This is a genomic window from Rheinheimera sp. MM224, from assembly GCF_947090785.1.
GTDB lineage: Bacteria > Pseudomonadota > Gammaproteobacteria > Enterobacterales > Alteromonadaceae > Pararheinheimera.
Window position 1 is genome coordinate 582,343 of sequence record NZ_OX352320.1, and the last position, 25,728, is coordinate 608,070.

Below are 25,728 nucleotides of genomic sequence, written 5' to 3' on the forward strand. Positions count from 1 at the left end.
AAGTGTGGGTCAGAGCCGAAGCTCAGACCCTGGTAGCTAATCCAGCTTAGTTACTCTGCTGGTGGCTCCATTTTTGGCTTTAGTTCGCAGCAGTAAATTACTGCGGACTTTCACCGCTTCGGAGTAAGGTAACCAGCTTTGGCCTTGATCTTCACTGTATTCGACCACTAAACCAGGCCAGGCGCTGTTTGCCAGCAATAAGCCGTCTTGCAGCACTGCACCTGGTGGCGGCAGATACAAGGCCACACCAGCTTCTGCTAAACGTGGCAATTCCTTTTGGGTTAAGGTCCAGCCAAAACGTTGCCAGTCTTGTTGTCTGCTTTCAGTGTTGGGTTCTGCACTTTCCCAGTCTGCTTTGTGCCAGGCCCTTTCAGCCAAAGCCAATAAACGTGGATACAACATTTGCTCCAGTTGCTGTGGGGTACGAATGGTTTCAGTCCAGATTTGCCCTTGAATACCTAAAATGTTTTCTGGCTTTTCTAAGGCAGGTAGCTCTTTACCTAACAAAGTTTCCAGGTCATCAATCACCTTACCCTCACGGGTTTTGTCAGCATTGGCATATAAATCATCCGGCATATAACCAAAGACTTTGGCGACATCAGTAAAGCGGGACGCCCAGTAGTAACCACGTTCTTCCGGGTGAGCTTCGTAAGGATGGTCAAAATACAAATGGGTACCATGTGATAACACCACCTGATAACCGGCATTGGCTAAACGATAAGCACGATCGGCCACACCCCATTCCCAGATATTATCCCAAACGTTGGCATAGACTTTATCATTAGCAAACTGCTGACGGTTAAAGGGATTTTTGGCGTCATACATCAAACCATCTTCCCAGCCACCTAAAGTAAGTTGTCGATTAGCCGCTAGTTTGGCCACTTTGGCGACAAAATATGGTTTTAAATCTGCGACTCCTGCAACAGCATTGTCCGGTGTTGCTATCAACTGCTGACAAGCAGGAGATGCAGTCCAGGAACCAGCTCCTGTTTCGTCACCGCCCATATGGAAGGTGCTGAGTTTTAAACCGGCCTGACGGTACATTTGCTGTAGCTCGTAAATGACTTTATCAACAAAAGCATAAGTGGAAGGCAGGCAGACATTGATGGAGTTGTCTGTGTAGTTTTGCACTGTGATGTAGTTGGATTGATCCAAAGGATCAGACAATAAATACTGTGTCGCCTCTGCATCTTTCCCTTGTTCTTTTAGTGTCAGATAACGGGCTTGCATGGCTTTTACCGCAGCTCTGGCGTGACCCGGCATATCTATTTCCGGGATGATTTCAATATGACGAACAGCTGCATATTTTAAGATTTCAATAAAGTCCGCTGTGCTGTAATAACCATTGCCGTTGCCTGATGGAAAAGGACCAGTACCGAGCTGAGTCAGTAGACAGTTGCGTTCGGATAAATCAAAACAGCGTTTTGCGCCAATTTGAGTCAATTCGGGCAAGCCAGGAATTTCAATGCGCCAGCCTTCATCTTCGGTTAAATGCAGATGCAGTTTATTCAGTTTGTAGCGCGCTAACTGATCAATCATGCGCAAGGTCACTGCTTTGCCGTGGAAATTACGCGCCATATCGTAATGCAAACCACGCCAGCCAAAACGTGGCCAGTCCTTGATCGTCAGATTGGGTAAAACAGTGCGCTCGCCTTCAACCGGAAGCAGAGCTAACAAGCTTTGTACTGCATAAAAAGCACCTGCATTATCATTGCCACTTAAGGCAATTTGCTCGTCGTGGATCACCAGTTGATAGCCTTCGGCTTGCTCTTTTGCATCCACAAGGCCCACTGCGATAACAGGTTGGTTATCAGCTGGTTTTTTTGTCGTCAAAGCTAAAGCTAAGCCAGTGATTTGTTTTAATTGTTGCTGCAAATAGCTCGCTTCAGAGGTTAAGCGGCCACTATGGTAAATCACCCAGTCTGCGGTTAGTTTAGTTTGGCCACGCTGATAACTGATTTGTTGCGGACTTGGAACTATGGATAACTGCTCTGGTTTTTCAAAGGCAGATAGTTGCTGCTGATTGAGCACAAAACGGCTTTGACTGGTGGCTATAGGGTATAAGTCTGGTGCTGGATTATTAAAGCGTTGTAGCTGCTCAGCTCTGGTGTAGGGCTCAACAAAACGACTGAAATCTTCAGTATCCGTATTGGCAAAGATTTCAGGTTTTAAGCCTTTGGCGGTCATAAAAGCGCGTGGCATCCAGTCGCTGTAACTGACCATCGACGAAGAGGGGGAAAAAGTAAGGCGCAGTTGCTCGCCTGGTTTTAAGCCTTTAAATTTTTTACCCGGAGTCAGGCTGTGTAAATCGCCTTGTACATGGCTCAGTATCAACCCCTGTTGCTCTACAGCTTCCTGTTTTCTGATCGCATGAAAATACAACACCCAGTTGCCTTCTCCTGCGCTCAGGCTTTGAGATGACTTATTACTCAGAATAAGTTCGACCTGACCTTTTGGGACAGTCGCAGAGGTAAAGTTGCTTTTAACCGCAAACTTTAATTCAGTGTTTTTGGCAAATTCGGCCATTTCTGCCTGAGTAAAAGCCTGAACTTGTCCGCTAAAAAAGTAACTAATACAAAGCCATAGTAGTAAAAAATACTTCATCGCACGCTCCCCTAAACAGCGGTACACTGTACCGCAGGTTATTCCCTGATAAACGACTCTGGCATCTGGCATCTTTTTAAAGTGCAAAGTGACAGAACAATGACAAGGTAGACCTTTTTTAATTGATTGATTTTAAATGTTAATTTACTTATTTTTTTGCTTATTTTGAAAAATTAAGCTCGATTTTTAAACAAGGGTCTTGTTATTTGTCAAAATTATTATATGCTGAATTGAAAAAATGACAACGCTGTCAATTCGGTTTTTGATGAAATAATGGGCAGCAACAGGTGAAAGCTTAATCTTAGTGGATTAACGCTGACCAGCGGACAATGTAACGAGGTTGGTAGGATGACTACAGCAGTAGGCTATGATGGCCCGTTTTATTTAGGTGTAGATGGTGGCGGCAGCAAATGCCGGGTCATTATAGTCACAGAAGACAATCAGGTCATAGGTGAAGGCTTATCTGGCCCTGCGAATCCATTGCGCGGCATGAAAGTCGCCACAGATTCTATTCTGGCGGCCACTCAGCAAGCTTTGACTTGCGCTGGTATGGCTTTTAAAGATATGTCCAAACTCATTGTTGGTGCTGGTTTGGCCGGTGTCAACATGCCTGAATACTATCGTATTTTCTCCGAATGGCAGCATCCGTTTCAGGAATTGCATTTAACCAGCGATTTGCATGTGGCCTGTATTGGCGCACATCAGGGCGGCGACGGTGCTGTGATTATTGCTGGCACTGGTTCTTGTGGTTTGGCTGATGTCAAAGGTCAACTGATTGAAGTAGGCGGCCATGGTTTCCCTTATGGTGATAATGGCAGCGGTGCCTGGATAGGTTTGCAGATGGTACATCATGTGCTGTTAGCCAAAGATTTGTTAGGCCCTCAGACTTTACTGACCGATTTGTTATGCAATGAACTGAAGCTCAGTCAGACCTTGGCTTTGGTCGATTTCTTTATGCATGCCACTCCAACTACTTATGCCAAATATGCGCCTCTGGTTTTTACTGCAGCAGAGCAAGGCGATGCTTTGGCGCAGCAAATAGTGCAGCAGGCAGCCGCTCATATCAGTGCCATAGCCCAGCGATTGTTAAGCATCAATCCACCCCGCTTGTCGTTGATTGGTGGTCTGGCTCACAAATTACAACCTTATCTGGCGTCAGAGGTGCAGCAAAAAGTGACACCTGCTTTAGAAGCACCTGAATTTGGCGCCGTCTGGTTTGCCAAACAACGTCAGCAAAAAGCTCAACGAATTTCTTAACTTGTTTCTTAACTAATTAGCTGTGAGTGATACCAAGATGACCCGAACCATTATGGCGCAGGAAGCTGCAGAAGCACCAAGCCGGATCCGCGAACAATTAGCTGCCAATGCCAGTCGTATTGCCGACATAGTGGCGCTTATCAAACAAAAGCAACCCCGTTATGTCTATATGGTTGGTCGCGGTTCCTCTGATCATGCAGGTGTCTTTGCCAAGTATCTGATTGAAATTGAAATAGGTTTACCTGTTGCAGCAGCAGCACCTTCTATTGCCAGCGTGTACAACAAGCAACTGGATTTAACGGGTGCATTGGTGCTGGTCATTTCTCAATCAGGTCGCAGTCCGGATATTCTGGCTCAGGTGGCGATGGCCAAAGCGGCTGGTGCTTTAGTGGTTGCTCTGGTCAATGATGAAAGCTCACCTTTAGCTGAACAAGCCGATCAAGTGATCCCACTGAATGTAGGCGCTGAAAAAGCTGTAGCTGCAACCAAAAGTTATCTTGCGACCTTAAGTGCTTTATTACAGCTGGTCGCGGCATGGTCTGGTAACAGCCAGTTGCAGGATGCGGTGATTAGCCTGCCAGAGTTGCTGGAGCGTGCCATTGAATTGCCTGCTCAGTTAACTGCACAGTCATTGGAAGGTGTTGAGCATTTAGTGGTATTGGGCCGTGGCCCTGGTTACGCCATCAGCCGTGAAATTGCGCTGAAACTCAAAGAGGTTTGTGGCATTCACGCTGAAGCTTTTTCCAGCGCTGAATTTCTGCATGGCCCTGTAACTTTAGTGAAAGATCAGTTTGCCATTGTTGATGTCAGCATAGCGGATGAAGCCAATGCTGCTCATCAGGCACAAATTGCTGAAGTACGCAGCCGTGGCGCCCGTATTGTGCATTTGCATCATGCTGACTTGTTATCGAATCCTCGGGTATTACCACTGGCTCTATTGCAGCGTTTTTATCTGGATGTCGAAGCTGTGGCTCGCAGCCGCGGTGTGAATCCGGATGCGCCTCCTGGCCTGAATAAAGTCACTAAAACAGTCTAACGAGGTCCTGATGCAACAGATTTCAGTAGCCCGGCTTTTTGATGGCCAGAACTGGCAACAGAATGTGACGTTAAAGATTGAAGCCGGTCGCATTCATTCGATTTTGCCTGCTGATGGTCCAGTCATCTCGGGCACTCTGGTGCCTGGTTTTATTGATGTTCAGGTGAATGGCGGCGGTGGCGCCTTATTTAATACAGATACCAGCCTTGAAGCACTGCGTACTATGGTCAAAGCCCATGCTCAATTTGGCAGCACGGTCTTATTGCCCACAGTGATCACTGATTCTGTGGCTGTGATGCAACAAGCTGCTGATGTGATAGCTCAGGCTATTGCCACTAAAGAACCTGGTGTTTTGGGTGTGCACTTTGAAGGCCCACATTTATCCGTGCCAAAACGAGGTGTACATCCGCAGAACTATATCCGGCCTTTATCCGAAGCCGAGTTGGCGATTTATCGGCGCACCGACCTTGGCATCAAGCTGGTGACAGTGGCGCCTGAAACTATCAGCCCGGACCAAATCAAAGAATTAGTCAAAGCCGATGTCATTGTCTGCTTAGGCCATAGCAATACAGATGCAGCTACAGTGCAGGCTGCTTTGGCCGCCGGAGCTACGGGTTTTACCCACTTATATAATGCTATGTCACCTTTAACTTCGCGTGAGCCCGGTGTAGTAGGGGCAGCACTTGCCGATCCACATAGTTGGTGTGGCGTGATTTTAGATGGTTTGCATGTACACCCACTGGCTGTGAAAGTGGCGTTGGCGGCCAAACCTAAAGGCAAGCTGCTGATCGTCACAGACGCAATGTCACCTGTTGGTACCAGTCAAACCGAGTTTGATTTTTTTGATGGCAAAGTGATTCGGGATGGCAACAAGTTAACCAACTTAAACGGCAACCTGGCGGGTTCTGTGCTCGATATGGCCAGCGCGGTTTCTTATGCTGTGAAAGAGCTTGGTCTTGAGCTGTCAGAAGCTGTGCGTATGGCGTCTTTGTATCCGGCTGAGTTTTTAGGCATCAGCGCGGAGCGTGGGCAAATCCTGGTGGGGGCAAAAGCCGACCTGGTGTTACTGAATGACGAAGGTCTGGTACAGCAGTGCTGGCTGGAAGGTCGTCCTTCTATCTAGTCGTAAAAATATCCAATAAATTCAAAATAATAATTATTAAAGCAACAGGAAGGAATTATGGAAATGACAGTTGAGACTCCCAAGGCGCGCAGCAGTATTGTGCCCATGGCTATAGTGGCCATGCTGTTTTTTGTGCTGGGTTTTGCTACCTGGCTGAATGGCTCTTTGATGCCCTATTTAAAACAGATGCTGCAGTTGAGCCCTTTGCAGGCATCGCTAGTGGTGTTTTCATTTTATATAGCCGTGACTTTTACTGCTCTGCCATCGGCATGGCTGATCCGCAGAGTGGGCTATAAAAATGGTATGGCTTTGGGCATGGCGGTGATGATGCTGGCAGGGCTTTTATATATCCCAGCGGCACAAACTCAGACCTTTGGCTTATTCCTGCTGGCTCAGCTGGTGATTGGTGCTGGTCAAACCTTATTGCAAACCGCTGTGAATCCCTATGTTGTTAAAATAGGACCGGAAGACACTGCCGCGGTGCGTATCAGTATTATGGGTATCCTGAATAAAACCGCTGGTGTTGTTGCCCCTTTAGTGTTTACTGCGCTGATTGTCAGTGGTTTTACTGCACCAGTTGGTACAGCCCTGAATGCTGAGCAAATTGACGCCATGGCAGCCAGTCTGGTGCTGCCTTATCTGGGGCTAGCCGTGTTTTTAGGTTTACTTGCACTGGCTGTGAAGTATTCACCTTTGCCTGAACTGGAAAAAGAGTCAGATACTGGCACTGGCATCGACCAGCTAAAAGCTGTGTTGGCCAAACCTGCGCTGGTGTTTGGTGTATTGTCTTTATTTGTTTATGTGGCTGTCGAAGTGATAGCTGGCGACACTATAGGTTTATTTGCTTTATCCCTTGGGGTTGAACGCTACACTGTGATGACCTCTTATACGATGGCATGTATGGTGCTGGGTTATATCTTAGGCATAGTGTTGATCCCCAGAGTGTTATCACAGCAAAAGGCCTTGGCTGTTTCTGCAATGTTAGGCCTGGTACTGACACTGGCTATAGTGTTAGGTGACAGCAGCTCTTATCTGATTGCCAACGCCTTATTGGTACCTTTTGGTGGCACAGCCTTACCAGATACCTTGTTATTTATCGCTATTCTTGGTTTAGCTAATGCCATCGTCTGGCCTGCGGTCTGGCCTTTGGCTTTATCTGGCTTGGGAGCTTTAACCAGTATAGGTTCAGCTTTGTTGATTATGGGCATCGCAGGTGGCGCTTTTGGCCCGCTGTTTTGGGGACTTGCCAGCAGCACTGGCCTTGGACAGCAGGGGGCTTACCTGGTGATGTTGCCTTGTTACGCCTTTATCCTGTTTTATGCGCTGAAGGGGCATAAGTTAACCAGCTGGAAAAGCTCTTAATTTGTTATAGGCACCTTTATGTCTTCACCACGTTTTTATGCGCTGGATGCTTTACGGGGGTTAGCCATAGCTTTAATGATCCTGGTGAATACACCGGGGTCCTGGCAGCATGTGTATAGTCCGCTGTTGCATGCGTCCTGGGATGGTTTTACCTTTGCCGATATTGTGTTCCCTACCTTTTTATTTGTGGTGGGGGCTGCGATGTTTTATTCGCTGAAAACTACAGTGCTTTCTCAACAGAGTTTCTGGCGTATCAGTAGCCGGGCTTTCAAGCTGATTGCTATCGGTGTGCTGTTGAACTACGTACCTTTTAGTGTGGAGTTGGCCGAGCTGCGTTTACCCGGTGTGTTGCAGCGTATAGGTTTGGCTTATTGGTGTGCTGCGTTATTGGTGTTAAGCGTCAAACGCAGTTATTTGCCTTTTATTGCTGTGGCTTTGGTGTTGTTGTATTGGCTCGTTTTGGTACTGGGCGGTGGTGAGCAGCCTTATAGTCTGGGGCACAACCTGGTACGGCAATGGGATCTGGCCATTTTTGGTGCCGCACATTTATATCAGGGGTTTGGTGTAGCTTTTGATCCTGAAGGTCTTTTAAGCACTTTGCCTTGTGTAGTGGCGGTATTGATTGGTTTTGGCACAGCTTCAGCGTTGCAGGGTAAGCAGCACAGTCACGCGCTTCGGCTATTGTTGTTATCTGGAGTAGCTTTGGTGTTTTTAGCTGCACTTTGGCAATTGCTTTGGCCTGTCAATAAAGCCTTATGGTCCGGCAGTTATCTGGCGCTGAGCAGTGGTTTAATTTTGCTGTTATTAGCTATTCTGGTTTGGTGCATTGATATCAAAGGCTGGACTGCTTTGGCAGAACCTTTAAAAGTTTATGGGACTAATCCGCTGTTTATTTATATCTTGTCCTGGCTCTGGGCAGTGCTGATTGGCCAGCTGATCTTTATTCCAACTGACGCAGGTTCAGTATCGCTGTATCAGTGGGGCTTTGAGCAGTTAGCTTTAGTTTTCCCCGCCAAACTGGCGTCTTTTGTATTTGCTGTGCTGCACGTGATTGGGTTTTGGTACCTGTCGTTGCTGCTGTATAAACGCAATATAGTGATAAAGCTTTAAATGAATGGGGTCGTATGACCCCATTTTACTCTGACCCGCATTCGTTAGAACCTGTATTCCCAGGTGGTGGCTGCAGCCACTTCATCAGCCCCTTCAGCCAGTAATGGCGATTTATCCAGATAACGTAGCTGCAAGCTCAGTAAGCCATTAAAGAATGGTCGTCTGTGTTCCGCTTTCGCCTGCCAGCTTTGTTCACTTTCACCGGCATTGTCATAATAATTAGCCAGATACAGATGGCCTGACCAACTAATACCATCATAGGTCTGGTAATGATAACCGGCACTCAGTACCTTGGCATCTTTGCCATAACCACTGCCAATCACTCTGCCGTATCTGCTGTAACCTTGAGGGTATAACTCGCCCTGATAGGCACAATCGCCTTTCACTACTGAATCAGGGCAATCAATATAGGTATCTGAGTACTCCATATTGACCGTATGAATACCTGAACTATTACCCCAATAACTGCGCACACCAGCCAGTAACAAGGGATTATCTGGCAAATCTTCGGCGTTATCGTCATCGGCCAGTTCCACATAAGCGGTCAGAGGCTGGTTCAACAGATTAAAGTGGTAACTTAAATCTATAGCTGCTCTTTGGTCTGAGTTGGCGTCTGATTCATCTTTATTAACAACCACATCCCACCAGTCGCCAAAACCGTTATTTTTACCCTGACCACCCCATTGACTAACACGGGATACACCCAGCTCCAGAGTGGCAGTAGGTCTGAAGTTAAAGCGTCCACCCCAGTAGCGGGTTTGACTGACTGGACTTTGATGTTCACCTAAACCTATAAAGGTGGTGAAACTCCATGGACCTAACCAGTTAAGCACAGGCAAATCTATCGCATCCCAGCCATGACGACTTAAACGCACAGAAGGCAAAGGTCTGGCATTATTGCTTTGTAACAACGCACTTTGTTGACCCGGCCCCCACCAGGTACTGATCTGATCGACGGACACTACCCAATTCCCCAGCAAAGCAGCCAAATAACTGTTGTCGTAAGTTAAATCCTGTTCAGTACTGCCGTCGTGTAATTTGCGGTAATGCACTTCTGAGCGGCCCGCAAAGATATCATTTTGAAATTCACTAAACACAGTGATGCTGGCTTTTTCTGAATAAGTTTCGCCAAAACTCTGAATGCCCATCTCCTCAGAGTTGGCTTTCAGTTTAATACCAGCGGTTTTGTCACTTTCATTGACATTCAGCGCCTTGCGAACATGAGCCAGAGCAAAAGTCACTTCTTCGCTATAACGGCGATTTGGCACCATAGCCAAATCTTTGGCGATATTTTTCCACATCAATGGATAGGTATTCACAGGTCCACTGATTAAACCTGCATGAGACAAGGTTTGTAGGGACTGGCGCAGGTAATTATCCTGCGTATCCATCCAGGGGGTGGCTTGTGCTGATAAGGCCAGAACAGCCAAGGTAAAAGTACTAAGCTGAAGTTTTTTCATTAGGACTAAAATCCGTGTTTTAAACTAAACTGCGATGAACTTAGGCTTCAATGCCTGCCTGGCATCAAACTAAACCGTGATGAACTTAGGCTTCAATGCCTACCGGGCATCAAACTAAACCGTGATGAACTTAGGCTTCAATGCCTACCGGGCATCAAACTAAACCGTGATGAACTTAGGCTTCAATGCCTAACGGGCATCAAACTAAACCGTGGTGAATTTGTGCTTTAATGCCCGTTCAACATGGGGAGCAACAAAACGGCTGACATCGCCACCATGACGGGCTACTTCTTTCACTAAAGTGGAAGAGATAAAGGTATTTTTTTCTGAAGGTGTCATAAATAAACTGTCTAAATCCGGGTTCAACTGACGGTTCATACTGGCCAGCTGAAATTCGTATTCAAAGTCGGCCACAGCGCGCACACCTCGTAACAGCACCTGAGCCTGATTATTTTTGGCAAAATCGGCCAGCAAACCAGAAAAACCTACCACTGTCACGTTAGGAATATCTGCAAAACATTGTTCTGCAAGTTGCACCCGCTCAGCAAGAGTAAACAGAGGTTGCTTACTGGGGTTGGCCGCAACAGCCACTATTACCTGATCAAATAAAAGTGCAGCCCGTTGTACTAAGTCGCTGTGGCCATTAGTTAAAGGGTCAAAAGTACCGGGATAAATCGCTTTGGTTTTCATCGTTTGGTGCTGATCCCTGTGCTGTAGAACTCGAGACTAGAGTTTTTAATCGAATTGGCGTTACTATAGCAAATTAATAAAAAATAAATAAAAAAGAAATACGCGGATGGACAAGAAGCTACGAACCAAAGACAAGATACTGCAGGCAAGTATTGAGTTGTTTAACCAGCAGGGTGAGCGTTGCATCACCACCAATCATATAGCAGCACATCTGGGCATTAGTCCGGGCAATCTGTATTACCACTTTCGCAATAAAGAAGACATAGTGCGGAATATCTTCCGCGAATACGCTAAGTTGCTCGACAACAGACTGCAGCCTCCAAGCCAGCCGTCAGAAGCATTGGACTCGCTAGCTCAATATCTTGATGTGGTGTTTGAGCTGATGTGGCGTTTCCATTTCTTTTACGCCAACCTACCGGATATTTTGTCTCGGGATCAAGCGCTGCAACAGGATTATTTAGCTGTGCAAAAGGCGGTGCTGGCAAAAGTCATTTCAGTATTGAGTGCATTAAAAAAGGCTGAAGTGATAGCGATAGATGATGCAGACATCGCCAATTTTGCTCACACCATCAAACTGGTGGTGACTTTCTGGATCAGTTATCTAAAAACCCAGGAGCCACAAACCACCATGAACAAAGAGCAGGCTTATCTTGGTGTGCTCAAAGTACTGTTGTTATTTAAACCTTATGCCACAGCTCATGCTCTGCCACGTATAGAAAAATTGCAGCAGCATTATCAAGCTTTGTCCGGTGATCAGAGGCTCTAAACTTGTTAGTGGCAACAATTTGCTACGCAACTAATCCGATCTGCAGCCTTTTCTGACAGAAAAGCGCTGCATCCCTTGCGCTTAGTGATTACAATACGGCGGTTTTTACCAAGTCCCTCAGCCTTTCTGGAGAAAGTTATGCGAACGACTCCTTTCCTTGCACACTTACAACAACAAATAGAAGACGTAAAAGTGCAGGGCCTGTACAAAGCTGAACGAGTGATAAGCTCTCAGCAGCAAGCTAGCGTGACCGTAGGTCATGAACAGGTTTTAAATTTTTGCGCCAATAACTACTTAGGTTTAGCCAATAACCCGGAACTGATTAAAGCCGCTCAGCAAGGTCTGGATTCACACGGTTTTGGTGTCGCTTCTGTGCGTTTTATCTGCGGTACTCAGGATATTCACAAAGAACTGGAACAAAAAATAAGCGGCTTTTTAGGCACTGAAGATACTATTTTGTATTCCTCTTGTTTTGATGCCAACGGTGGTTTATTCGAAACCATTTTAGGTGCTGAAGACGCGGTAATTTCAGATTCGTTAAACCATGCTTCTATTATCGATGGCGTGCGTTTATGTAAAGCCAAACGCTATCGTTATGCCAATAACGATATGGCCGAATTAGAAGCTCAGTTGAAACAAGCTGATGCCGATGGCGCCCGTTTTAAACTCATTGCCACAGACGGTGTGTTTTCAATGGATGGCGTGATTGCCGACTTAAAATCCATCTGTGATTTAGCTGATAAATACAATGCACTGGTGATGGTTGATGACAGTCATGCTGTAGGTTTTGTTGGTAAAAATGGCCGCGGCACCCACGAATACTGCGACGTGCTGGAACGTGTTGATATTATCACCGGCACTTTAGGCAAAGCCTTAGGTGGTGCTTCAGGTGGTTATACTTCTGGCAAAAAAGAAGTGATTGAGTGGTTACGTCAGCGTTCACGTCCTTATTTGTTCTCTAACTCTTTAGCGCCTTCTATTGTTACAGCCTCTATTAAAGTGCTGGACTTACTGGCAAACGGTGATGCGCTGCGCGCTAAATTATGGGAAAACGTCAGTTATTTCCGCGAAAAAATGTCAGCTGCAGGTTTTACGCTGGCAGGCAAGGATCACGCTATTATTCCTGTGATGTTAGGTGATGCCAAAGTAGCAGCTGAAATGGCGCGCCGTATGCTCGCTGAAGGCATTTATGTAGTGGGATTCTCTTTCCCTGTAGTGCCAAAAGATCAGGCGCGTATCCGCACTCAGATCTCTGCCGCACATAACAAAGAACACCTGGATAAGGCTATCAGCGCCTTTATTCGTATTGGTAAAGAAATGGGCGTAATTGCCTGAGGACGCCATGATGAAAGCATTAGCAAAATTAAAAGCAGAACCGGGCATTTGGCAAACCGAAGTGGAAATGCCAAAAGTTGGCCCGAATGATGTTCTGATCAAAATCAAAAAAACCGCTATTTGTGGCACAGACGTGCATATCTACAAATGGGATGAATGGGCACAAAAAACTATTCCTCATGGCATGGTAGTGGGGCACGAGTATGTCGGCGAAGTAGTCGACATGGGCTCTGAAGTCCGTGGTTTTACCAAAGGCGACCGTGTATCAGGTGAAGGCCACTTAGTTTGTGGTTTCTGCCGTAACTGCCGCGCCGGTCGTGTGCATTTATGCCGCAACACCATAGGTGTAGGCGTCAACCGTGAAGGTTCTTTTGCCGAATACCTGTCTATTCCGGCTTTTAACGTCTTTAAAATTCCGGACAATATTCCGGATAATATCGCTGCTATCTTCGATCCATTTGGTAACGCAGTGCACACTGCTTTATCGTTTGACTTAGTAGGCGAAGATGTACTCATCACAGGCGCTGGCCCTATCGGCATTATGGCTGTAGCGGTCGCACGCCATGTAGGCGCCCGCCATATCGTCATCACAGATGTGAACCCATACCGCTTAGAGTTGGCGCGTAAAATGGGTGCGACCCGTGCTGTAGACGTCAGCAAAGAAGATTTAAAAGACGTGATGAAAGAGCTTGGCATGACCGAAGGTTTTGACGTAGGTCTGGAAATGTCAGGTGTGCCTTCGGCGTTTCGTGGCATGTTAGACACTATCAATCACGGCGGAAAAATTGCCATGCTGGGTATTCCACCTTCAGATATGGCAGTGGACTGGAACAAGGTGATTTTTAAAGGCCTAGTGATCAAAGGTATTTATGGTCGTGAAATGTTTGAAACCTGGTACAAAATGGCCAGCTTAATTCAATCAGGCCTGGATTTAAGCCCAATAGTCACCCACGAAATGCCAATGGAAAACTACAAGGAAGGTTTTGAGATTATGTGCTCAGGCCAGTCCGGTAAAGTGATCCTTAACTGGTAATTTGACAGGGGCAGAGCTTTGCTTTGCCCCTGTATCCCTCTCTCTGTTTCACTCTATGTTCTGCTATTGATTTCCCACTTGGCAGCCTAAATGCGATCTGTTATCATTTGATAATCATTCTTATCTGAACTCACTACGGCTCCAATGATCGCCCTGACTTTTGCTCTGCTGTTTTTGACATTCTTCTTATTTGGCCGTGGTTATTGGCAGCATATTGCTTTGCCAAAACTACAGAACCAGCGTTTGAAATTGCAATTGGTGCGGGTAAAACGTCAGGGTCAGTATCTGAAGTTATGGCTGCAGCATCCGGATGGTTTGTTATTACCCAAAGCCAAAGCGGGCCAGCATATCCTATTGTATGGCAAAGACTTACAGGGAAAACCTGTCAGTCGGGCTTATTCATTGGCGCAGGATTGCAGCCAGCAGCGTTATTACCAACTGGTGATAAAAGCTGAATCGGATGGCCGTTTAAGTCAGGCATTATTCCAGCATTTAAAAGTGGGTGATTTAGTCGAAAGCTCTTATCCACGTGGACATTTTTTATTAAACCGCTCGCGCCAGCCGCTGGTGCTGGTAGCTGGTGGTGTTGGTATTACGCCTATGCTGGCCATGGCTTATGCCGCTATCCGGCAAAAACGTCAGGTGTTTTTGGTGTATCAGGCGCGTCGTCTGGAAGATATAGTTTTTTATCCGTTACTGCGCCGTTTGCCCCGCTTACAACTTCGTATAGCTTTGACCCAACCGCCAACTGACTGGCAAGGCTTTAAAGGCCGCATTGATGCAGGTTATTTATATAAGCTGGCAGGCCCGCAGGCTCAGTATTACTTCTGTGCTTCTGCCAAAATGGTAGAGCAGCTGATTTATGACTTGGGCATTTTAGGTGCGCAGCATTGTTATGCCGAGTTTTTTAGTGCTTCGGCAAGCGAGCAAAGTTTCCCTATTGAAATCAATGGTGTATTTGCTGACAGTCAGGGCCATAAATCAGTGCTGGACGCTATTCTGGCTGCAAGAGTTCCACTGAATTACGACTGCAAAGGCGGTTCTTGTGGTCTTTGTAAAGTGCGGGTTGTGAAAGGTGAATACCAGCAAGTGCTGGAACCCAGTATCAGTTGTGGTGTCGATGAAGTACTGGCTTGTTGTATTCAGCCTACTTCGGCTTTGGTGTTGAGTGCGGATATTCAGACAGAAGATTTATCGCCAGAGCAGTCGGGTGGCCTGGAACCTGCTGCAACCAGCCATTGATGTATACCGCAAAACTTTTTCCTACTGGCTGTTCTTTCTACCTTGAGATTTAAAGCTTTCGCCTTTGGCGAGATACTTTGCTTTTGCTTCGCCAAAAGAAAGTATCCAAAGAAAAGGCGACCCCAGGTCGCAGCGAAAGCCCGGCCCAAAATCGTGCGTCCAAGGCGGCTGGGTAACTCGCTCGTCGCTACCGACTCCTCACTCAAACACTCCCAGCCTTAAAACCTTGGCCACCCAATTTTGTCCGGCTCGCGCCCTAATGGGGGATTTGGTGCCAGTAGTTGGTATGGCCTTTTCTGATTGGCAGCTAAGAGCGAAAAACTGTAGTTAATTATCGTGATTTTTCTAATGAGATTAGCGAAGATCTACCAAAGTTGCTATGTCAGTCAAAGGGCCAAGAAAAAGCTTACGGTCTTGATTTGACAAGTTTTCACTATTGCGAATAACAAATCGGTATTCTGATTGGTAAGCAAATTTGAAGGATTTACAAAATGGAAGGTCTTCAGCTTTGATAGCGTAACTGTCAAAATAGGGATCTACGTAACGAACATTTCCGCATTCGAGCTTCATTTTGTTTCTTCGCAAATCTTTAGTGGTATGAGTGAGTCGTTTATAAAACTCGTCAGGGTTATGAATAATGACAGCAGCCTCAGCATTCCAATCTGCAATCATTCTGTAATTTATTGCATCAGTTAAACATAGAACCAAGTAGTCTGGTGAAGTCACTGTATATTCAAGTGACTTCATATAACTTATACCTGATAACCCTCTAAGGATTTTTGCGGCATCTTCCGCGTCAGATTTGCTCAGATAGCGTGTAAGCGTTAACTTCAATTCATCATCTTTTATCGAGATATTTTCCTGCATCTTATAAGCTGAAGCACTTTGCAGAAAAAGGCCGCCATCATTTATGAGTTCGTCCATAAATTGATAACTTGAGAACCGTAAAAGTAATTTTTGTGACTCATCGCAAATATGACCTTTCAGTACTTTTATTTTTTCGGCTACCTCCTTGCTTGGTTTTATCATGACATTTTTGGTTGTATCCCAAGGATTCTTATACTGCCCTGAAGATACACTACCGTGCCGCAACGCTGTTTCGGCGAAAACATCAAAAATACGCTTAAACATATTTGGCTGCTCTTTAATACACAGCTGAACCATACTTTCGTGATCAAGTCTTAGGCAGTTGTTCAGCAAATGAACTAAACGTTCCGAAAGGGCGTTGTCGGGCATGGAAGATAGATATCGGCTGCTTTGTAAGTAATGCTTTATTGCGTCACCCAAGGTAAAATTTTTTAAATCCAATTCTCGAATCAGCCAAGTGACAATCCAATTTTTACAGTACATCGATTTCAGTTTAGTTACAATAATTTATAGGTACAGCTAATAACTGAGTACACTGCGAATACGGGCTAACTCGTCCAATAAGTATTAGCAACATCCAGATAGGAACTAGAGATAATCACAGCGAGTATAATCTTGGCAAGGTACGGAATGACCGCTTCTGGCACAAAGTGAAGATACAAAGGATCTCAGGAAACGGCCGGACAACTGCGTTAGCAGACCCTGTCCAGCAGGGAAGCTGGACAGGAGCCTACATGGATGTATTTACGGCGTGTCTGCGTTGTAGTTGACCGCGCCGTTTGAGTCAAATCTCAGCGGGTCAATGTTCGGAGAGATCTGAAATCTGATGTAAAGCCCCACGCAAAGTTGCCACTAAATCCGGTGCTTTTTGTTGTAAACGCAATTGCTGGAACAACACTTCGGCTTCGACATATTGCAACTTCAGGTAGCTAAACCACTGTTTAATCCGGTTGGAGTAATACAGGCCTTTATCGCCTGCTATCTCGTAGTCTGAATACTGCAACAATAGCTCCAGTACTTGGGGCCATGGCATTTTCTGGTGAGTGCCATTGGCAAAATGCTGTTTGATATCGCGGGCTAAGCCAGGGCTGGCTAAAGCACCACGACCTAACATTAAATCCGTACTGCCGGATTGCTCTAAACATAAAGCTGCATCTTCTGGTGTCCAGATTTCGCCATTAGCCACTACATTCAAAGGTATGGTTTGGCGGATTTGTTTGATCCAGGGCCAATACGCAGGTGGTCGATAGCCATCACTTTTAGTGCGGGCGTGTACTGTCAGCTCGCTCGCTCCAGCTTCATAAATCGCGCGGGCGTTGTCGAGTGTCAGGCTGGTATCGTCAAAACCTAAACGGATTTTTGCTGTGACTGGAAACTGGGATGGTACTGCATCACGCACAGCTTTAATAATCTGGTACAGAGTTTCGGTTTCTTTTAACAGCACAGCGCCGCCGCGGCTTTTATTGACCGCTTTGGCCGGACAGCCAAAATTCAAATCGACACCAGGAGAGCCAAGTTGCACTGCACGTACTGCGTTTTCGGCAAGCCAGGCAGGTTCCTGACCTAATAACTGCACTCGCACAGGCACACCGGCTGGTGTCACTCCACCTTGTTTTAATTCAGGGCAAATACGGGTAAAAACCCGGTTGGGCAGCAGTTGGTCCACCACCCGGACAAATTCAGTGATGCATAAATCAAAACCACCAATACGGGTTAACATATCCCGCATTAAATGATCCACCACACCCTCCATTGGGGCTAATACAATACGCATCTTAAATAGAACTCTGATTAGTGGATAAAGGCGTTATAAAAACAAAGGGAGCCTAAGCTCCCTGTCTCAAGCGTGGTATCTATTCGGCACACCTTGCTGCTGCAGGTAGTCGCCTAAATCATGCAGGGCCAGTTCGTCCAGCTCCAGAATATCCAGAATAGTGGCTTTATGGTGCTCCCATTCCTGATCCATATCTAAATCCAGCAAAACTTTGTTTTCATCTGTCATATGCTCAGCCAGTTTCAGTAGAGCAAACAAACGTTTTTCGTAGATATCATTGGACGCCAGAATTAGTGCATGGCTGTGGTGATAGGCAATCACATTGGTCAGCTCAGGTGCTAAACCCCAGGATTGAGCAATCATATAACCCAGCAGTTCGTGGGTGGTCTGGAAATTCTGATCTTCAGCGTCAGACATACTGTAGCCTGCTAAATGAGCTTGTTTCAGCACTTTGGCATAATCTTTAAACTGGCTGCTAATCAACAGCATACCGGCATTATGGAATAAGCCTAAGCTGTAGGCATCGTCAGCACAATCAGTACCATAACGCAGTTGCTGTGCTAACAAAGTCGCAGCATTGGCCACATTGCCGGCACTTTGCCATAGCTTTTCAGTGAAGCGGTCAGTCCGGCCTTCGCTTAAGGTAAAACGCAACACCACAGAGCTGACTAATTTTATCACCCGTGTTAAGCCTAAAAACTTACAGGCATGTTCTACCGAACTGATTTTACGGCGCAGCCCAAAATACACAGAGTTCACCACTTTGAGGGTGAAGCCTGCAATACCCAGATCCTGATTGATCAATTCAGCAATACGCTTGATGTTCGGATCATCACTTTCAATTTCTGCTTTGATACTCAATAAAACAGTTGGCTGAGGAGGAATGGTAAAGCCACTTAACGCTTTTTCTACCTCGGCCATATTAATTGCTTTTGCCATGCTGCTATTCCGGCGAACTGGGTGATGAAATAAAGTGCATATAGTAAAAGGCCTGCGCCTAAAAAGCAAAACGGGATCTGCAGATGCCTATCAGATAAGGCTGTTTTATACCTTTTTCAGTTGTTTTGTCAGCTTCTTCAGCTCGTCCTCAAATCGATCATCATCTTGCTGTGGTTTTTTAATCTGCTGAAACAGATCCTGGGCTTTGCCTTTTTGTTTTTGGATCAGGTAAATCTGCGTAAGGCGCAGCTGTGCCCAACCGAATCTGGCATGGTCGCTGTCCTGATAAAAAGCCAGATATCCTTCTAATGCTTGTTGTCCTGTGACAGGATCTTGTTGCTCTGTGGCTGCAAGCCGACCCAATTGGTAGTAATAACTTTGTTGCTCTGACAAATCCGTCGCTGCAGCTGCGGCTTTTTGATACTGGGTAAAAGCAGTGGCATGGTCTTTATTTAAACTGAGTAAATTGGCATAGGTACCCAGCAGCGTGGCATGGTCTGGCTGCAGCTGTAATTGTTGTTCTAAGAGTTTCAGCGCTTGTGACAACTGATCGTCCTCCAACAACACATCTACTGTGGCCAACGTACCTTCTGGCTGAAGTTTTGCTGCCAAAGCTTTGGCCAGTTTTTCTGCTTCTTCGGTATCACCTCCTGCAATAGCGGGGGCCTGCAAATAAAAGCCGATCAGGGTTTGTTGTGCTGCCAGGTTGGCCGGATCGGCTGCTACCGCCTGACGCAAAAAAGCCAGACCAGCCTTGGCGTATGAGCCTGCAGACAAAAAGCTGCTGTCTTGTGCCAGATTCAACTGATTGAGCCCGGCCAGTCGCAGCAACTCCGCATCATTCGGATACTGCGCCAGTGCTTTATCCGCCAGCAGTTCTGCTTGTTTTGATTGGCGCAAGCCCAGCATGGTTTTTAACTGCAGGACCAGCAGGTCTTTGTTGCTTAGATCGGTGACGGGGCCTAACTGGTGTTGTAACAGAGTAAATTTATCCCGCTCCAGCAACTGCTCATAGGAGCTTAAATCGCTGGCGGTGAGAGTAAAACTGCTTAAAGCGGCAACCAAAAACAACGTTTTCATTTGGAGATCCTGTGAGTAAGTTAACGCTTATTTAACAGGTTCAGGTCGTTGTAACACAATAGGCCGAAGGTCACTTTTTACGTCTACAACGCTCTGAGCAGTACTTCACTTCAGGCCAGTTTTTTTGCCATTTTTTCCGCCAGCTAAAAGCTAAACCACAGCAGGCGCAGATTTTTTGAGGAAGATGTAATTTGTGATGGGTCATACAGGCTCCGTTTTGTCAGATTACGGAGCCCTGAGAGAAAAGGATCGATTAAGAGTCTAAATAAGGACGGCCTGACATCATTTGTTTTGCCAGTTGCGATTCTGCTTCGGCGTCATTCAGTTCCAGTGTGGCAAATTGCACATCAAACTGAATTAAATCATCGTCCGGTAACATCTGGGCTATCAGTTTGTCTGGCACCTGACCCACCTGACGATAAGCGTTTATAGCCACCTGGGCTGCTTGTTCCATCAACTGAAAAAACTGCCCCAAGGGGAACTGTTGAAATATTTCGGCATCCAATTGCGCCCAGCCTAATAAGTCACCACTGATACTGCCATCGGCATGATCGGTAAATAACATAGACACTGCCGGGAAAGGTGGGTTTTCACCCGATTGGTAGTTGTCCAGATCCTGCTCGTCAAATACCAGTATAAAACCAAATCCCGGGCAGCCTTCGGCGTCCATATCATCAAAAGCAGGATCGTAAATTAAATACAAGGGACTATCTGACATGAGTACTCTGTTTCCAAACCAACAAGGCGCGCTATTTTACCTAAGCTTCTGCCTTAGCTAAAGCTGTAATTGTTAACTTGGTGTTTTAATGCGGTATTTAGTAGCTTTGGGCTGTTTATTTCTTCGTCAATTCTCTGCTGTTCAACGGATCTGATGCAGGCTCTGGTACTCAACATAGTCTGGCTAGGCTACAATCGCGGCATTCATTTGAATTTGAAGTTGTAAACGGAGTGACCTATGAGTGAGTTCAGTCGTATTTCAGTAGCGACAGCGCTGGAGCAAATACAGCAGCATAAAGCAGTAGTCGTCGATATTCGTGATGAGCAAAGTTATGCTTCTGGTCATATTGCCGACTCTTTCCATTTAACCAACGGCAGCCTGAATCAGTTTATACAACAAACTGAATTTGAAACTCCGGTGGTGGTAGTGTGTTATCACGGTAATTCCAGTCAGGGCGCTGCTCAGTATCTGGCACAACAGGGTTTTGAAACTGTATTCAGTATGGATGGCGGTTTTGAAGCCTGGCGTCAGCAATTACCTTTTGTCACAGCTTCCCATGATTAAAATTGGTGATTTTGCCTCTTCTGCTACAGCTCTGAGTCTGGCTGATTATTGTAAAAATCAGCAACTGGATGTCAGTGTGGTGGTGCATTCTGCAGAGCAGGCTGAGCTGTGGTGTGCGCCAGAGCACGCGCAGCAGGTGTTGGCTGAGTTAGAGCGATTTTTATTGAATCCTTACGCCGATCGTTATCAGGCTGCGGCATGGGACAGAGCTGAAGTGGTAGATTCTGCTTCGGGATCAGCAGGTTTGGCTGGGTACTGGCAACAGCTATGGGCCAAAGGTGGCTGGTTCACCCATATGGTCTGGTTGTCCACTTTGCTGGTGTATGGCTGGCAACAAATTGATCCCTGGTCTGCTTTAGCTGCGTTGCAGCTTCAACCTGAACTGGGCTTAAGTTTACAGCAAGGCTGGCGTTGGTTTACTCCGGGCTGGTTACATTTTTCAGGCTCTCATTTGGTGTTTAACCTGATTTGGGTCTGGTATTTACTTGGGCCGCTGGAGCTGAAGTTAGGCCGTATTGTGGCTATCAGTCTGACCCTTATTGTGTTGCTGCTATCCAATCTGACGCAGTTTTTAATGGTCGATGCTAACTTTGGTGGTATGTCTGGTCTGGTGTATGGACTCTTTGGTTTTTATTGGATATGCGGTTTATTAAAACCCAATTGGGACCTGCAAATCAGTAATGGTTTAGTTGGCTTTATGTTGATTTGGCTGGTGATTGGATTTTTTGATTTACTGTGGATTTCGATGGCGAACTGGGCGCATCTGGCAGGTTTGTTGGCTGGAATTCTGTGCGCTTTATTGCTTATTGTTGCAAGTAAAGCACTCACCGTACAGCGCTGACAGTACGGTGAGTCAGGTTTGTTAGTGGTACAGGTATTTAGTAAACAATACGTCTTTTAAAATATCCTGACCTGTCTCTTTTTTCAGAGTATCACGCAGCTGATTCAATATTTTTAACCGTATTTCTTCGCGGCCTGTTAAAGACTTAATAGTGTCAGCGTTCTCGCGGCCGAAGGCGGCAACAATTTTATCCAGGATCAGTGGTTCGTGATGCGTCACCACTTCCAGATATTTTTTGTCCATAATCATCAATTCCATGGTTACCCGCACATAACCCAGCTCTTCAGTGGTTGGGGTGACATAGTTAGTGACTATATCCGGGTCAAAACCAAAATAAGCGTAACTCGCCTTCATCGGCGTATTGGCTTCATCCTGAGCCCAAAGATTTTGACTTAACAATAAAAAAACAAAACAAGTCAGCGCTTTTTTCATCCGGTTTACTCTTTCATTTTTATCAAACATTCAGAAAAGGATCTTACCCGAAGGTCGGGCGTTAAGCTATCAATGCTGGCATTTCTTTTGCCAGTCGTAAGCGTTGTGCCACCATTTTTCCGGTTAAGGCAAAACCGAGTAACACCCCTGCTGGGTTTTGAAACTTCGCCACCCAGTCCAGTTCTTGTCCCTCCAGAGTCCATTCACCTTGCTGCTGCGGTGCTGCTGGCCAACTGACAACAGGCAAAGCTGACGACTTAACAATGACAGGCATGACAGGAAGTTGTACTGCAGTGTTTTGTCCTGTAAGAGTTAAAGCCAAAGCTTTAGCTGATAAACTAATAGGCTGAATATACATCAGGTTATAACCACATACTTCAGCACAGTCGCCCAAAGCATAGATATCAGCAGCCGAAGTTGCCAGAGTTTGGTTCACCTTTATGCCTTTTCCACATTTAATACCTGCTTGTATCGCAAGTTGTAAATTAGGCTTTAAGCCGACAGCTGAAAGTATCAGTTCTGTATTCAAACTCCGGCCATCAGCTAATGTCAGCTTCAGTTGCTGTTCGGTGAACTCAGCATCTGCGATAGCCGAACCCCAATAAAATTCAACCCCAAGCTTTGTTAACTGCTGTTGCAACACTTCCCCCAATTGAGCGGGTAACAGCTGAGCCAAAGGCTGTTGCTCAAGGGCTATCACGGACACCTGAAAACCAGCTGCTGCTAAATCATTAGCATATTCGATGCCAACTAAACCTGCGCCTAACACAGTGATTTTTTGTTTGCCTAAGCTTTGCTGCAGGAAATTCTGATAATCGGTTAGGTCATTGACGGACCAGACCAGGCCCGCAGTGGCGGCAGGTAAAGGCAGTTTGACTGGACTGGCACCTGTCGCTAATACCAATTGCCGGTACTTTATAACGCCTTTATCTGTATGCAGTTGGTGTTGTTCGGCGTCAATCTGTTTCGCATGGCAATGCGGCCAAATCTCTATGTTCAGTTCATCTGCCATTTGTCCTGCAGTTTTTTGGATAAAATCTGCGGCACTTTTTTGTTTGCTAAAGCCGTTGGATAACAATGGTTTGGAGTAATAATCTGCGCTGTCACTGCTGACAAGGCAAATACTGCGATCCGGATCCAGCTTACGTAACTCTTTGGCAAGGCTATAACCGGCGTGGCCGGCGCCAATAATTAAGGTATGGCAATAGGTCATAAAGTGAGGAATGGTAACAATATCATATCGCTATGGTAATCAATTTCCCGCCCAAAGGCATTACATAGCTTACGTACCAATACGATGGCAAAATTGTTATGATGCGCGGCAACTTGGTTGCAGTTTAATTTTATGCACAGCACAGACAGTCTTTTTCAACTCAATGCCTTGTGGCAAAACGCCATACAGCTGGAATTACCGGCTGCCCTCGAACCTTGGTTGCTGGGGCAGGGGTCGCTCACGGCTCAGCTTAAAAAACGCTGCCAGGATTTCAGACTGGAGTTGGTGACTGAACATTGGCAAACACTGCCGGATTTTTTGCAGCAGCAATGGCAACAACCCCAGGGTCTAAAGCGGGATGTTGTTTTGTGGTGTGATGGCAAAGCTTGTGTCTATGCGCAAAGCTGGTTTCCTGAGTCCACACTGGAACAAATGGAGGCTTTAGCCCGATTGGGTTCACAGCCTTTAGGTGAATATATTTTTCAGCATGCCAGTTTAGAGCGTGGCGTTATTGAAGTGGCTGTGCTTGACGCAGGACTCTTGTTGCCTGTGGTTGGTCCGCAGCAAGAGTTGTGGGCCAGACGTTCCATCTTTTCGGTGCAGCAACAGCCCTTGTTGGTGCAGGAAATCTTTTTACCCGGAGTGCTTGAGCTATGAAATGGCAGTTGCAATGGCAGAATTGGCCTTATTACCGCCAGTTAATGCGGCTGGACCGACCTATTGGCATTTATCTGTTGTTATGGCCTACCTGGTGGACCTTGTGGCTGGTGTCTTCCGGTCTGCCTGATTTAACTTTGCTCGCTGTATTCAGCGCCGGAGTGGTGCTGATGCGATCCGCAGGTTGTGTGATTAACGACTATGCTGATCGCAATTTTGATGGCCATGTTGAGCGCACCAAAGCGCGGCCTTTGGCGGCAGGATTGGTCAGTAGCGGCGAAGCATTGCAGCTGTTTGGATTACTGCTGCTGTGCAGTGCAAGTTTGCTGCTGTTTTTAAGTCCAGCCACCCAATTGTTATCTTTGGTGGCTGTTGCTCTGGCTATTCTTTACCCTTTTATGAAACGCTTTACTTATCTGCCACAGTTTGTTTTAGGAGCTGCCTACAGCTGGGGTATGCCTATGGCTGCTATGGCCGTTACAGGTAGTATTCCGCTATGGATTTGGTGGTTGTATCTGGCTAATTTAGCTTGGACTGTGGCTTTTGATACCTTTTATGCCATGGTCGATATGGACGATGATAAAAAGATTGGCGTTAAATCCACTGCGTTATTGTTTGCCCCCTATTGCCATCCTATTATCGCTGTATTGCAGCTGCTTTTTTTAACCTTAATGGTCTGGGTAGGCCAGCAGAATGGCATGGGCTTGTTTTATTATGCGGCCTTGTTTTTGGTCTTGCTCAGTTTTGTCCATCAGCATTGGCAGGCTAAAACTCAGGGCAGGGCAGGTTGCTTGCAGGCATTTTTAAATAACCATTACAGTGGTTTATTGCTTTTCGCTGGTATAGGCCTGGATTTGTTATAAGTCGCTGCGCTTTTTTCGTCGCCATGGCAATAACAAAGCCCCAGTCAGGGTAAAAAATAACGCTGTAGCAGAAAACACAATCAGTAGTGGATGGTTAAAATCTTCTCTGTCTTGGTAATCCATAATATGTAGCATCCAGACAAAATCGAAGATACGCCAGTTAGTGGTGCGTACCGACAAAAGTTTGCCTGTGTACTCTTCCAGATAAAAGCTACTGCCTTCCTCATCTGCAAACTGCACTTGCCATAAAGGCGCAGCTAAGTGCCTGACTTCAAAAGGTGCTTGTTGCAGGCGCTGTATTTTGTCTATTTCAGCAGTGCCCTGATACTGACGTCCCGCTAAGTCTTTTACCTGAGCTTCTGTTAATGGAGCTATCACTTCAGCTGTTAAGGCAGAATAATACAACTGTTGATTGCCTTTACTGAATTGATAAACAGGGGTAGTGCCTTGTTGGCTGAGTTTCAACTGATGATCGGGGAGTTGCTGTGCCAGCTGCGCAGGAGATAAAGCCTGACCCCAGGCTGGTATAGGCAGAGCCTGACGCAAATGTTCGCCTCGTACTTGCTCTATAGGTAAAAGGCTCATCACCAGACCACTGCCAAACCAGAAAATCAGTTGCAGCAGTAACACCCAGCCAAGATACTTATGTACTCTGCGCCAGAACGACAAACGAGCCAATGACGAGAGCGGTGACACCCGGGACGAAGATAAGAACACAGGCACTGTTTCCGATTTTTTTTATTATCTTGCCTCGAAGCAAAG

25 protein-coding genes are annotated in these 25,728 nt (G+C 46.2%); 13 read left to right on the plus strand and 12 right to left on the minus strand.

The window, feature by feature from the left end:
* Nucleotides 1-36: 36 nt before the first annotated feature.
* The gene (locus tag OM978_RS02815; protein ID WP_264345425.1) at nt 37-2,604 is read right to left on the minus strand and encodes a family 20 glycosylhydrolase; all 2,568 of its coding nucleotides are present in this window, start codon (nt 2,602-2,604) and stop codon (nt 37-39) included.
* Nucleotides 2,605-2,952: 348 nt separating this feature from the next.
* On the opposite strand from OM978_RS02815, the gene nagK reads away from it, so the two are divergent.
* Genes nagK through OM978_RS02840 form a run of 5 tightly spaced genes read left to right on the plus strand, consistent with a single transcriptional unit; the run spans nt 2,953 to nt 8,492 of the window.
* Complete coding sequence (nagK, locus tag OM978_RS02820) at nt 2,953-3,861, plus strand: N-acetylglucosamine kinase (RefSeq protein ID WP_264345426.1); 909 nt, start codon at nt 2,953-2,955, stop codon at nt 3,859-3,861.
* Nucleotides 3,862-3,898: 37 nt separating this feature from the next.
* Nucleotides 3,899-4,897 carry a glucosamine-6-phosphate deaminase NagB-II gene (gene nagB-II, locus OM978_RS02825; RefSeq protein WP_264345427.1) on the plus strand — a complete coding sequence of 333 codons (999 nt, stop codon included), beginning with the start codon at nt 3,899-3,901 and terminating at the stop codon, nt 4,895-4,897.
* A 10-nt stretch (nt 4,898-4,907) separates the two neighbouring features.
* Nucleotides 4,908-6,020: an N-acetylglucosamine-6-phosphate deacetylase gene (gene nagA / locus OM978_RS02830; protein ID WP_264345428.1), complete on the plus strand. Its 1,113-nt coding sequence runs from the start codon at nt 4,908-4,910 to the stop codon at nt 6,018-6,020.
* A gap of 57 nt (nt 6,021-6,077) precedes the next feature.
* A complete protein-coding gene (gene nagP, locus OM978_RS02835; RefSeq protein WP_264345429.1) occupies nt 6,078-7,382 on the plus strand; it encodes an N-acetylglucosamine MFS transporter NagP in 1,305 nt (434 codons plus the stop codon).
* An 18-nt stretch (nt 7,383-7,400) separates the two neighbouring features.
* Complete coding sequence (locus OM978_RS02840; RefSeq protein WP_264345430.1) at nt 7,401-8,492, plus strand: acyltransferase family protein; 1,092 nt, start codon at nt 7,401-7,403, stop codon at nt 8,490-8,492.
* 44 nt (nt 8,493-8,536) lie between these two features.
* On the opposite strand, the gene OM978_RS02845 is transcribed toward OM978_RS02840, so the two are convergent.
* Both OM978_RS02845 and coaD read right to left on the minus strand, forming a co-directional pair.
* A complete protein-coding gene (locus tag OM978_RS02845) occupies nt 8,537-9,952 on the minus strand; it encodes a capsule assembly Wzi family protein (protein WP_264345431.1) in 1,416 nt (471 codons plus the stop codon).
* Nucleotides 9,953-10,156: 204 nt separating this feature from the next.
* Nucleotides 10,157-10,642: a pantetheine-phosphate adenylyltransferase gene (gene coaD, locus OM978_RS02850; protein ID WP_264345432.1), complete on the minus strand. Its 486-nt coding sequence runs from the start codon at nt 10,640-10,642 to the stop codon at nt 10,157-10,159.
* Between the two features lie 106 nt (nt 10,643-10,748).
* Here coaD and OM978_RS02855 point away from each other — a divergent pair, with 106 nt between their 5' ends.
* From OM978_RS02855 to OM978_RS02870, 4 genes are all read left to right on the plus strand, one after another.
* Nucleotides 10,749-11,408 (plus strand): TetR/AcrR family transcriptional regulator, encoded by a 660-nt coding sequence (locus tag OM978_RS02855; protein ID WP_264345433.1) that lies wholly within the window; start codon nt 10,749-10,751, stop codon nt 11,406-11,408.
* A 138-nt stretch (nt 11,409-11,546) separates the two neighbouring features.
* A complete protein-coding gene (locus OM978_RS02860) occupies nt 11,547-12,743 on the plus strand; it encodes a glycine C-acetyltransferase (protein ID WP_264345434.1) in 1,197 nt (398 codons plus the stop codon).
* 10 nt (nt 12,744-12,753) lie between these two features.
* Nucleotides 12,754-13,776: an L-threonine 3-dehydrogenase gene (tdh, locus tag OM978_RS02865; protein WP_233007590.1), complete on the plus strand. Its 1,023-nt coding sequence runs from the start codon at nt 12,754-12,756 to the stop codon at nt 13,774-13,776.
* Nucleotides 13,777-13,920: 144 nt separating this feature from the next.
* Complete coding sequence (locus OM978_RS02870) at nt 13,921-15,018, plus strand: 2Fe-2S iron-sulfur cluster-binding protein (RefSeq protein ID WP_264345436.1); 1,098 nt, start codon at nt 13,921-13,923, stop codon at nt 15,016-15,018.
* Between the two features lie 354 nt (nt 15,019-15,372).
* On the opposite strand, the gene OM978_RS02875 is transcribed toward OM978_RS02870, so the two are convergent.
* The 6 genes from OM978_RS02875 to OM978_RS02900 form a co-directional block, all read right to left on the minus strand.
* On the minus strand, nt 15,373-16,368 hold the full coding sequence (locus OM978_RS02875; protein WP_264345437.1) for a hypothetical protein: 996 nt from the start codon (nt 16,366-16,368) through the stop codon (nt 15,373-15,375).
* A 316-nt stretch (nt 16,369-16,684) separates the two neighbouring features.
* Complete coding sequence (locus OM978_RS02880; RefSeq protein WP_264345438.1) at nt 16,685-17,659, minus strand: tRNA-dihydrouridine synthase; 975 nt, start codon at nt 17,657-17,659, stop codon at nt 16,685-16,687.
* Nucleotides 17,660-17,725: 66 nt separating this feature from the next.
* Nucleotides 17,726-18,598, minus strand: a complete 873-nt coding sequence (locus OM978_RS02885) for an HDOD domain-containing protein (RefSeq protein WP_264345439.1) — start codon at nt 18,596-18,598, stop codon at nt 17,726-17,728.
* A 105-nt stretch (nt 18,599-18,703) separates the two neighbouring features.
* Nucleotides 18,704-19,678, minus strand: coding sequence for a hypothetical protein (locus OM978_RS02890; RefSeq protein ID WP_264345440.1), 975 nt, complete (start codon nt 19,676-19,678; stop codon nt 18,704-18,706).
* Nucleotides 19,679-19,748: 70 nt separating this feature from the next.
* Nucleotides 19,749-19,883, minus strand: coding sequence for a DUF2256 domain-containing protein (locus OM978_RS02895; RefSeq protein WP_082335703.1), 135 nt, complete (start codon nt 19,881-19,883; stop codon nt 19,749-19,751).
* A 48-nt stretch (nt 19,884-19,931) separates the two neighbouring features.
* Nucleotides 19,932-20,396, minus strand: a complete 465-nt coding sequence (locus OM978_RS02900; RefSeq protein WP_127020041.1) for a hypothetical protein — start codon at nt 20,394-20,396, stop codon at nt 19,932-19,934.
* A 237-nt stretch (nt 20,397-20,633) separates the two neighbouring features.
* On the opposite strand from OM978_RS02900, the gene glpE reads away from it, so the two are divergent.
* Nucleotides 20,634-20,960, plus strand: coding sequence for a thiosulfate sulfurtransferase GlpE (glpE, locus tag OM978_RS02905; protein WP_264345441.1), 327 nt, complete (start codon nt 20,634-20,636; stop codon nt 20,958-20,960).
* The gene (locus tag OM978_RS02910) at nt 20,953-21,801 is read left to right on the plus strand and encodes a rhomboid family intramembrane serine protease (RefSeq protein WP_264345442.1); all 849 of its coding nucleotides are present in this window, start codon (nt 20,953-20,955) and stop codon (nt 21,799-21,801) included. Before glpE ends, OM978_RS02910 begins: the two co-directional genes overlap by 8 nt.
* A gap of 21 nt (nt 21,802-21,822) precedes the next feature.
* Here the strand turns inward: OM978_RS02910 and OM978_RS02915 are convergent, their stop codons facing one another.
* A complete protein-coding gene (locus tag OM978_RS02915; protein WP_264345443.1) occupies nt 21,823-22,233 on the minus strand; it encodes a flagellar basal body-associated FliL family protein in 411 nt (136 codons plus the stop codon).
* Nucleotides 22,234-22,294: 61 nt separating this feature from the next.
* Complete coding sequence (locus OM978_RS02920) at nt 22,295-23,446, minus strand: FAD-dependent oxidoreductase (protein WP_264345444.1); 1,152 nt, start codon at nt 23,444-23,446, stop codon at nt 22,295-22,297.
* 132 nt (nt 23,447-23,578) lie between these two features.
* On the opposite strand from OM978_RS02920, the gene OM978_RS02925 reads away from it, so the two are divergent.
* Nucleotides 23,579-24,103 (plus strand): chorismate--pyruvate lyase family protein, encoded by a 525-nt coding sequence (locus OM978_RS02925; protein ID WP_264345445.1) that lies wholly within the window; start codon nt 23,579-23,581, stop codon nt 24,101-24,103.
* Nucleotides 24,100-24,966: a 4-hydroxybenzoate octaprenyltransferase gene (gene ubiA / locus OM978_RS02930; RefSeq protein ID WP_264345446.1), complete on the plus strand. Its 867-nt coding sequence runs from the start codon at nt 24,100-24,102 to the stop codon at nt 24,964-24,966. Before OM978_RS02925 ends, ubiA begins: the two co-directional genes overlap by 4 nt.
* Here ubiA and OM978_RS02935 read toward each other — a convergent pair.
* On the minus strand, nt 24,961-25,683 hold the full coding sequence (locus tag OM978_RS02935; RefSeq protein WP_264345447.1) for a PepSY domain-containing protein: 723 nt from the start codon (nt 25,681-25,683) through the stop codon (nt 24,961-24,963). The genes ubiA and OM978_RS02935 overlap by 6 nt on opposite strands.
* Nucleotides 25,684-25,728 lie beyond the last annotated feature (45 nt).

What these genes read in the sequence shown, in the direction of transcription:
- OM978_RS02815 (WP_264345425.1), bottom strand. Translation starts at nt 2,604, where the DNA reads ATGAAGTATTTTTTACTACTATGGCTTTGTATTAGTTACTTTTTTAGC.
- nagK (WP_264345426.1), top strand. Translation starts at nt 2,953, where the DNA reads ATGACTACAGCAGTAGGCTATGATGGCCCGTTTTATTTAGGTGTAGAT.
- nagB-II (WP_264345427.1), top strand. Translation starts at nt 3,899, where the DNA reads ATGACCCGAACCATTATGGCGCAGGAAGCTGCAGAAGCACCAAGCCGG.
- nagA (WP_264345428.1), top strand. Translation starts at nt 4,908, where the DNA reads ATGCAACAGATTTCAGTAGCCCGGCTTTTTGATGGCCAGAACTGGCAA.
- nagP (WP_264345429.1), top strand. Translation starts at nt 6,078, where the DNA reads ATGGAAATGACAGTTGAGACTCCCAAGGCGCGCAGCAGTATTGTGCCC.
- OM978_RS02840 (WP_264345430.1), top strand. Translation starts at nt 7,401, where the DNA reads ATGTCTTCACCACGTTTTTATGCGCTGGATGCTTTACGGGGGTTAGCC.
- OM978_RS02845 (WP_264345431.1), bottom strand. Translation starts at nt 9,952, where the DNA reads ATGAAAAAACTTCAGCTTAGTACTTTTACCTTGGCTGTTCTGGCCTTA.
- coaD (WP_264345432.1), bottom strand. Translation starts at nt 10,642, where the DNA reads ATGAAAACCAAAGCGATTTATCCCGGTACTTTTGACCCTTTAACTAAT.
- OM978_RS02855 (WP_264345433.1), top strand. Translation starts at nt 10,749, where the DNA reads ATGGACAAGAAGCTACGAACCAAAGACAAGATACTGCAGGCAAGTATT.
- OM978_RS02860 (WP_264345434.1), top strand. Translation starts at nt 11,547, where the DNA reads ATGCGAACGACTCCTTTCCTTGCACACTTACAACAACAAATAGAAGAC.
- tdh (WP_233007590.1), top strand. Translation starts at nt 12,754, where the DNA reads ATGAAAGCATTAGCAAAATTAAAAGCAGAACCGGGCATTTGGCAAACC.
- OM978_RS02870 (WP_264345436.1), top strand. Translation starts at nt 13,921, where the DNA reads ATGATCGCCCTGACTTTTGCTCTGCTGTTTTTGACATTCTTCTTATTT.
- OM978_RS02875 (WP_264345437.1), bottom strand. Translation starts at nt 16,368, where the DNA reads ATGTACTGTAAAAATTGGATTGTCACTTGGCTGATTCGAGAATTGGAT.
- OM978_RS02880 (WP_264345438.1), bottom strand. Translation starts at nt 17,659, where the DNA reads ATGCGTATTGTATTAGCCCCAATGGAGGGTGTGGTGGATCATTTAATG.
- OM978_RS02885 (WP_264345439.1), bottom strand. Translation starts at nt 18,598, where the DNA reads ATGGCAAAAGCAATTAATATGGCCGAGGTAGAAAAAGCGTTAAGTGGC.
- OM978_RS02890 (WP_264345440.1), bottom strand. Translation starts at nt 19,678, where the DNA reads ATGAAAACGTTGTTTTTGGTTGCCGCTTTAAGCAGTTTTACTCTCACC.
- OM978_RS02895 (WP_082335703.1), bottom strand. Translation starts at nt 19,883, where the DNA reads ATGACCCATCACAAATTACATCTTCCTCAAAAAATCTGCGCCTGCTGT.
- OM978_RS02900 (WP_127020041.1), bottom strand. Translation starts at nt 20,396, where the DNA reads ATGTCAGATAGTCCCTTGTATTTAATTTACGATCCTGCTTTTGATGAT.
- glpE (WP_264345441.1), top strand. Translation starts at nt 20,634, where the DNA reads ATGAGTGAGTTCAGTCGTATTTCAGTAGCGACAGCGCTGGAGCAAATA.
- OM978_RS02910 (WP_264345442.1), top strand. Translation starts at nt 20,953, where the DNA reads ATGATTAAAATTGGTGATTTTGCCTCTTCTGCTACAGCTCTGAGTCTG.
- OM978_RS02915 (WP_264345443.1), bottom strand. Translation starts at nt 22,233, where the DNA reads ATGAAAAAAGCGCTGACTTGTTTTGTTTTTTTATTGTTAAGTCAAAAT.
- OM978_RS02920 (WP_264345444.1), bottom strand. Translation starts at nt 23,446, where the DNA reads ATGACCTATTGCCATACCTTAATTATTGGCGCCGGCCACGCCGGTTAT.
- OM978_RS02925 (WP_264345445.1), top strand. Translation starts at nt 23,579, where the DNA reads ATGCACAGCACAGACAGTCTTTTTCAACTCAATGCCTTGTGGCAAAAC.
- ubiA (WP_264345446.1), top strand. Translation starts at nt 24,100, where the DNA reads ATGAAATGGCAGTTGCAATGGCAGAATTGGCCTTATTACCGCCAGTTA.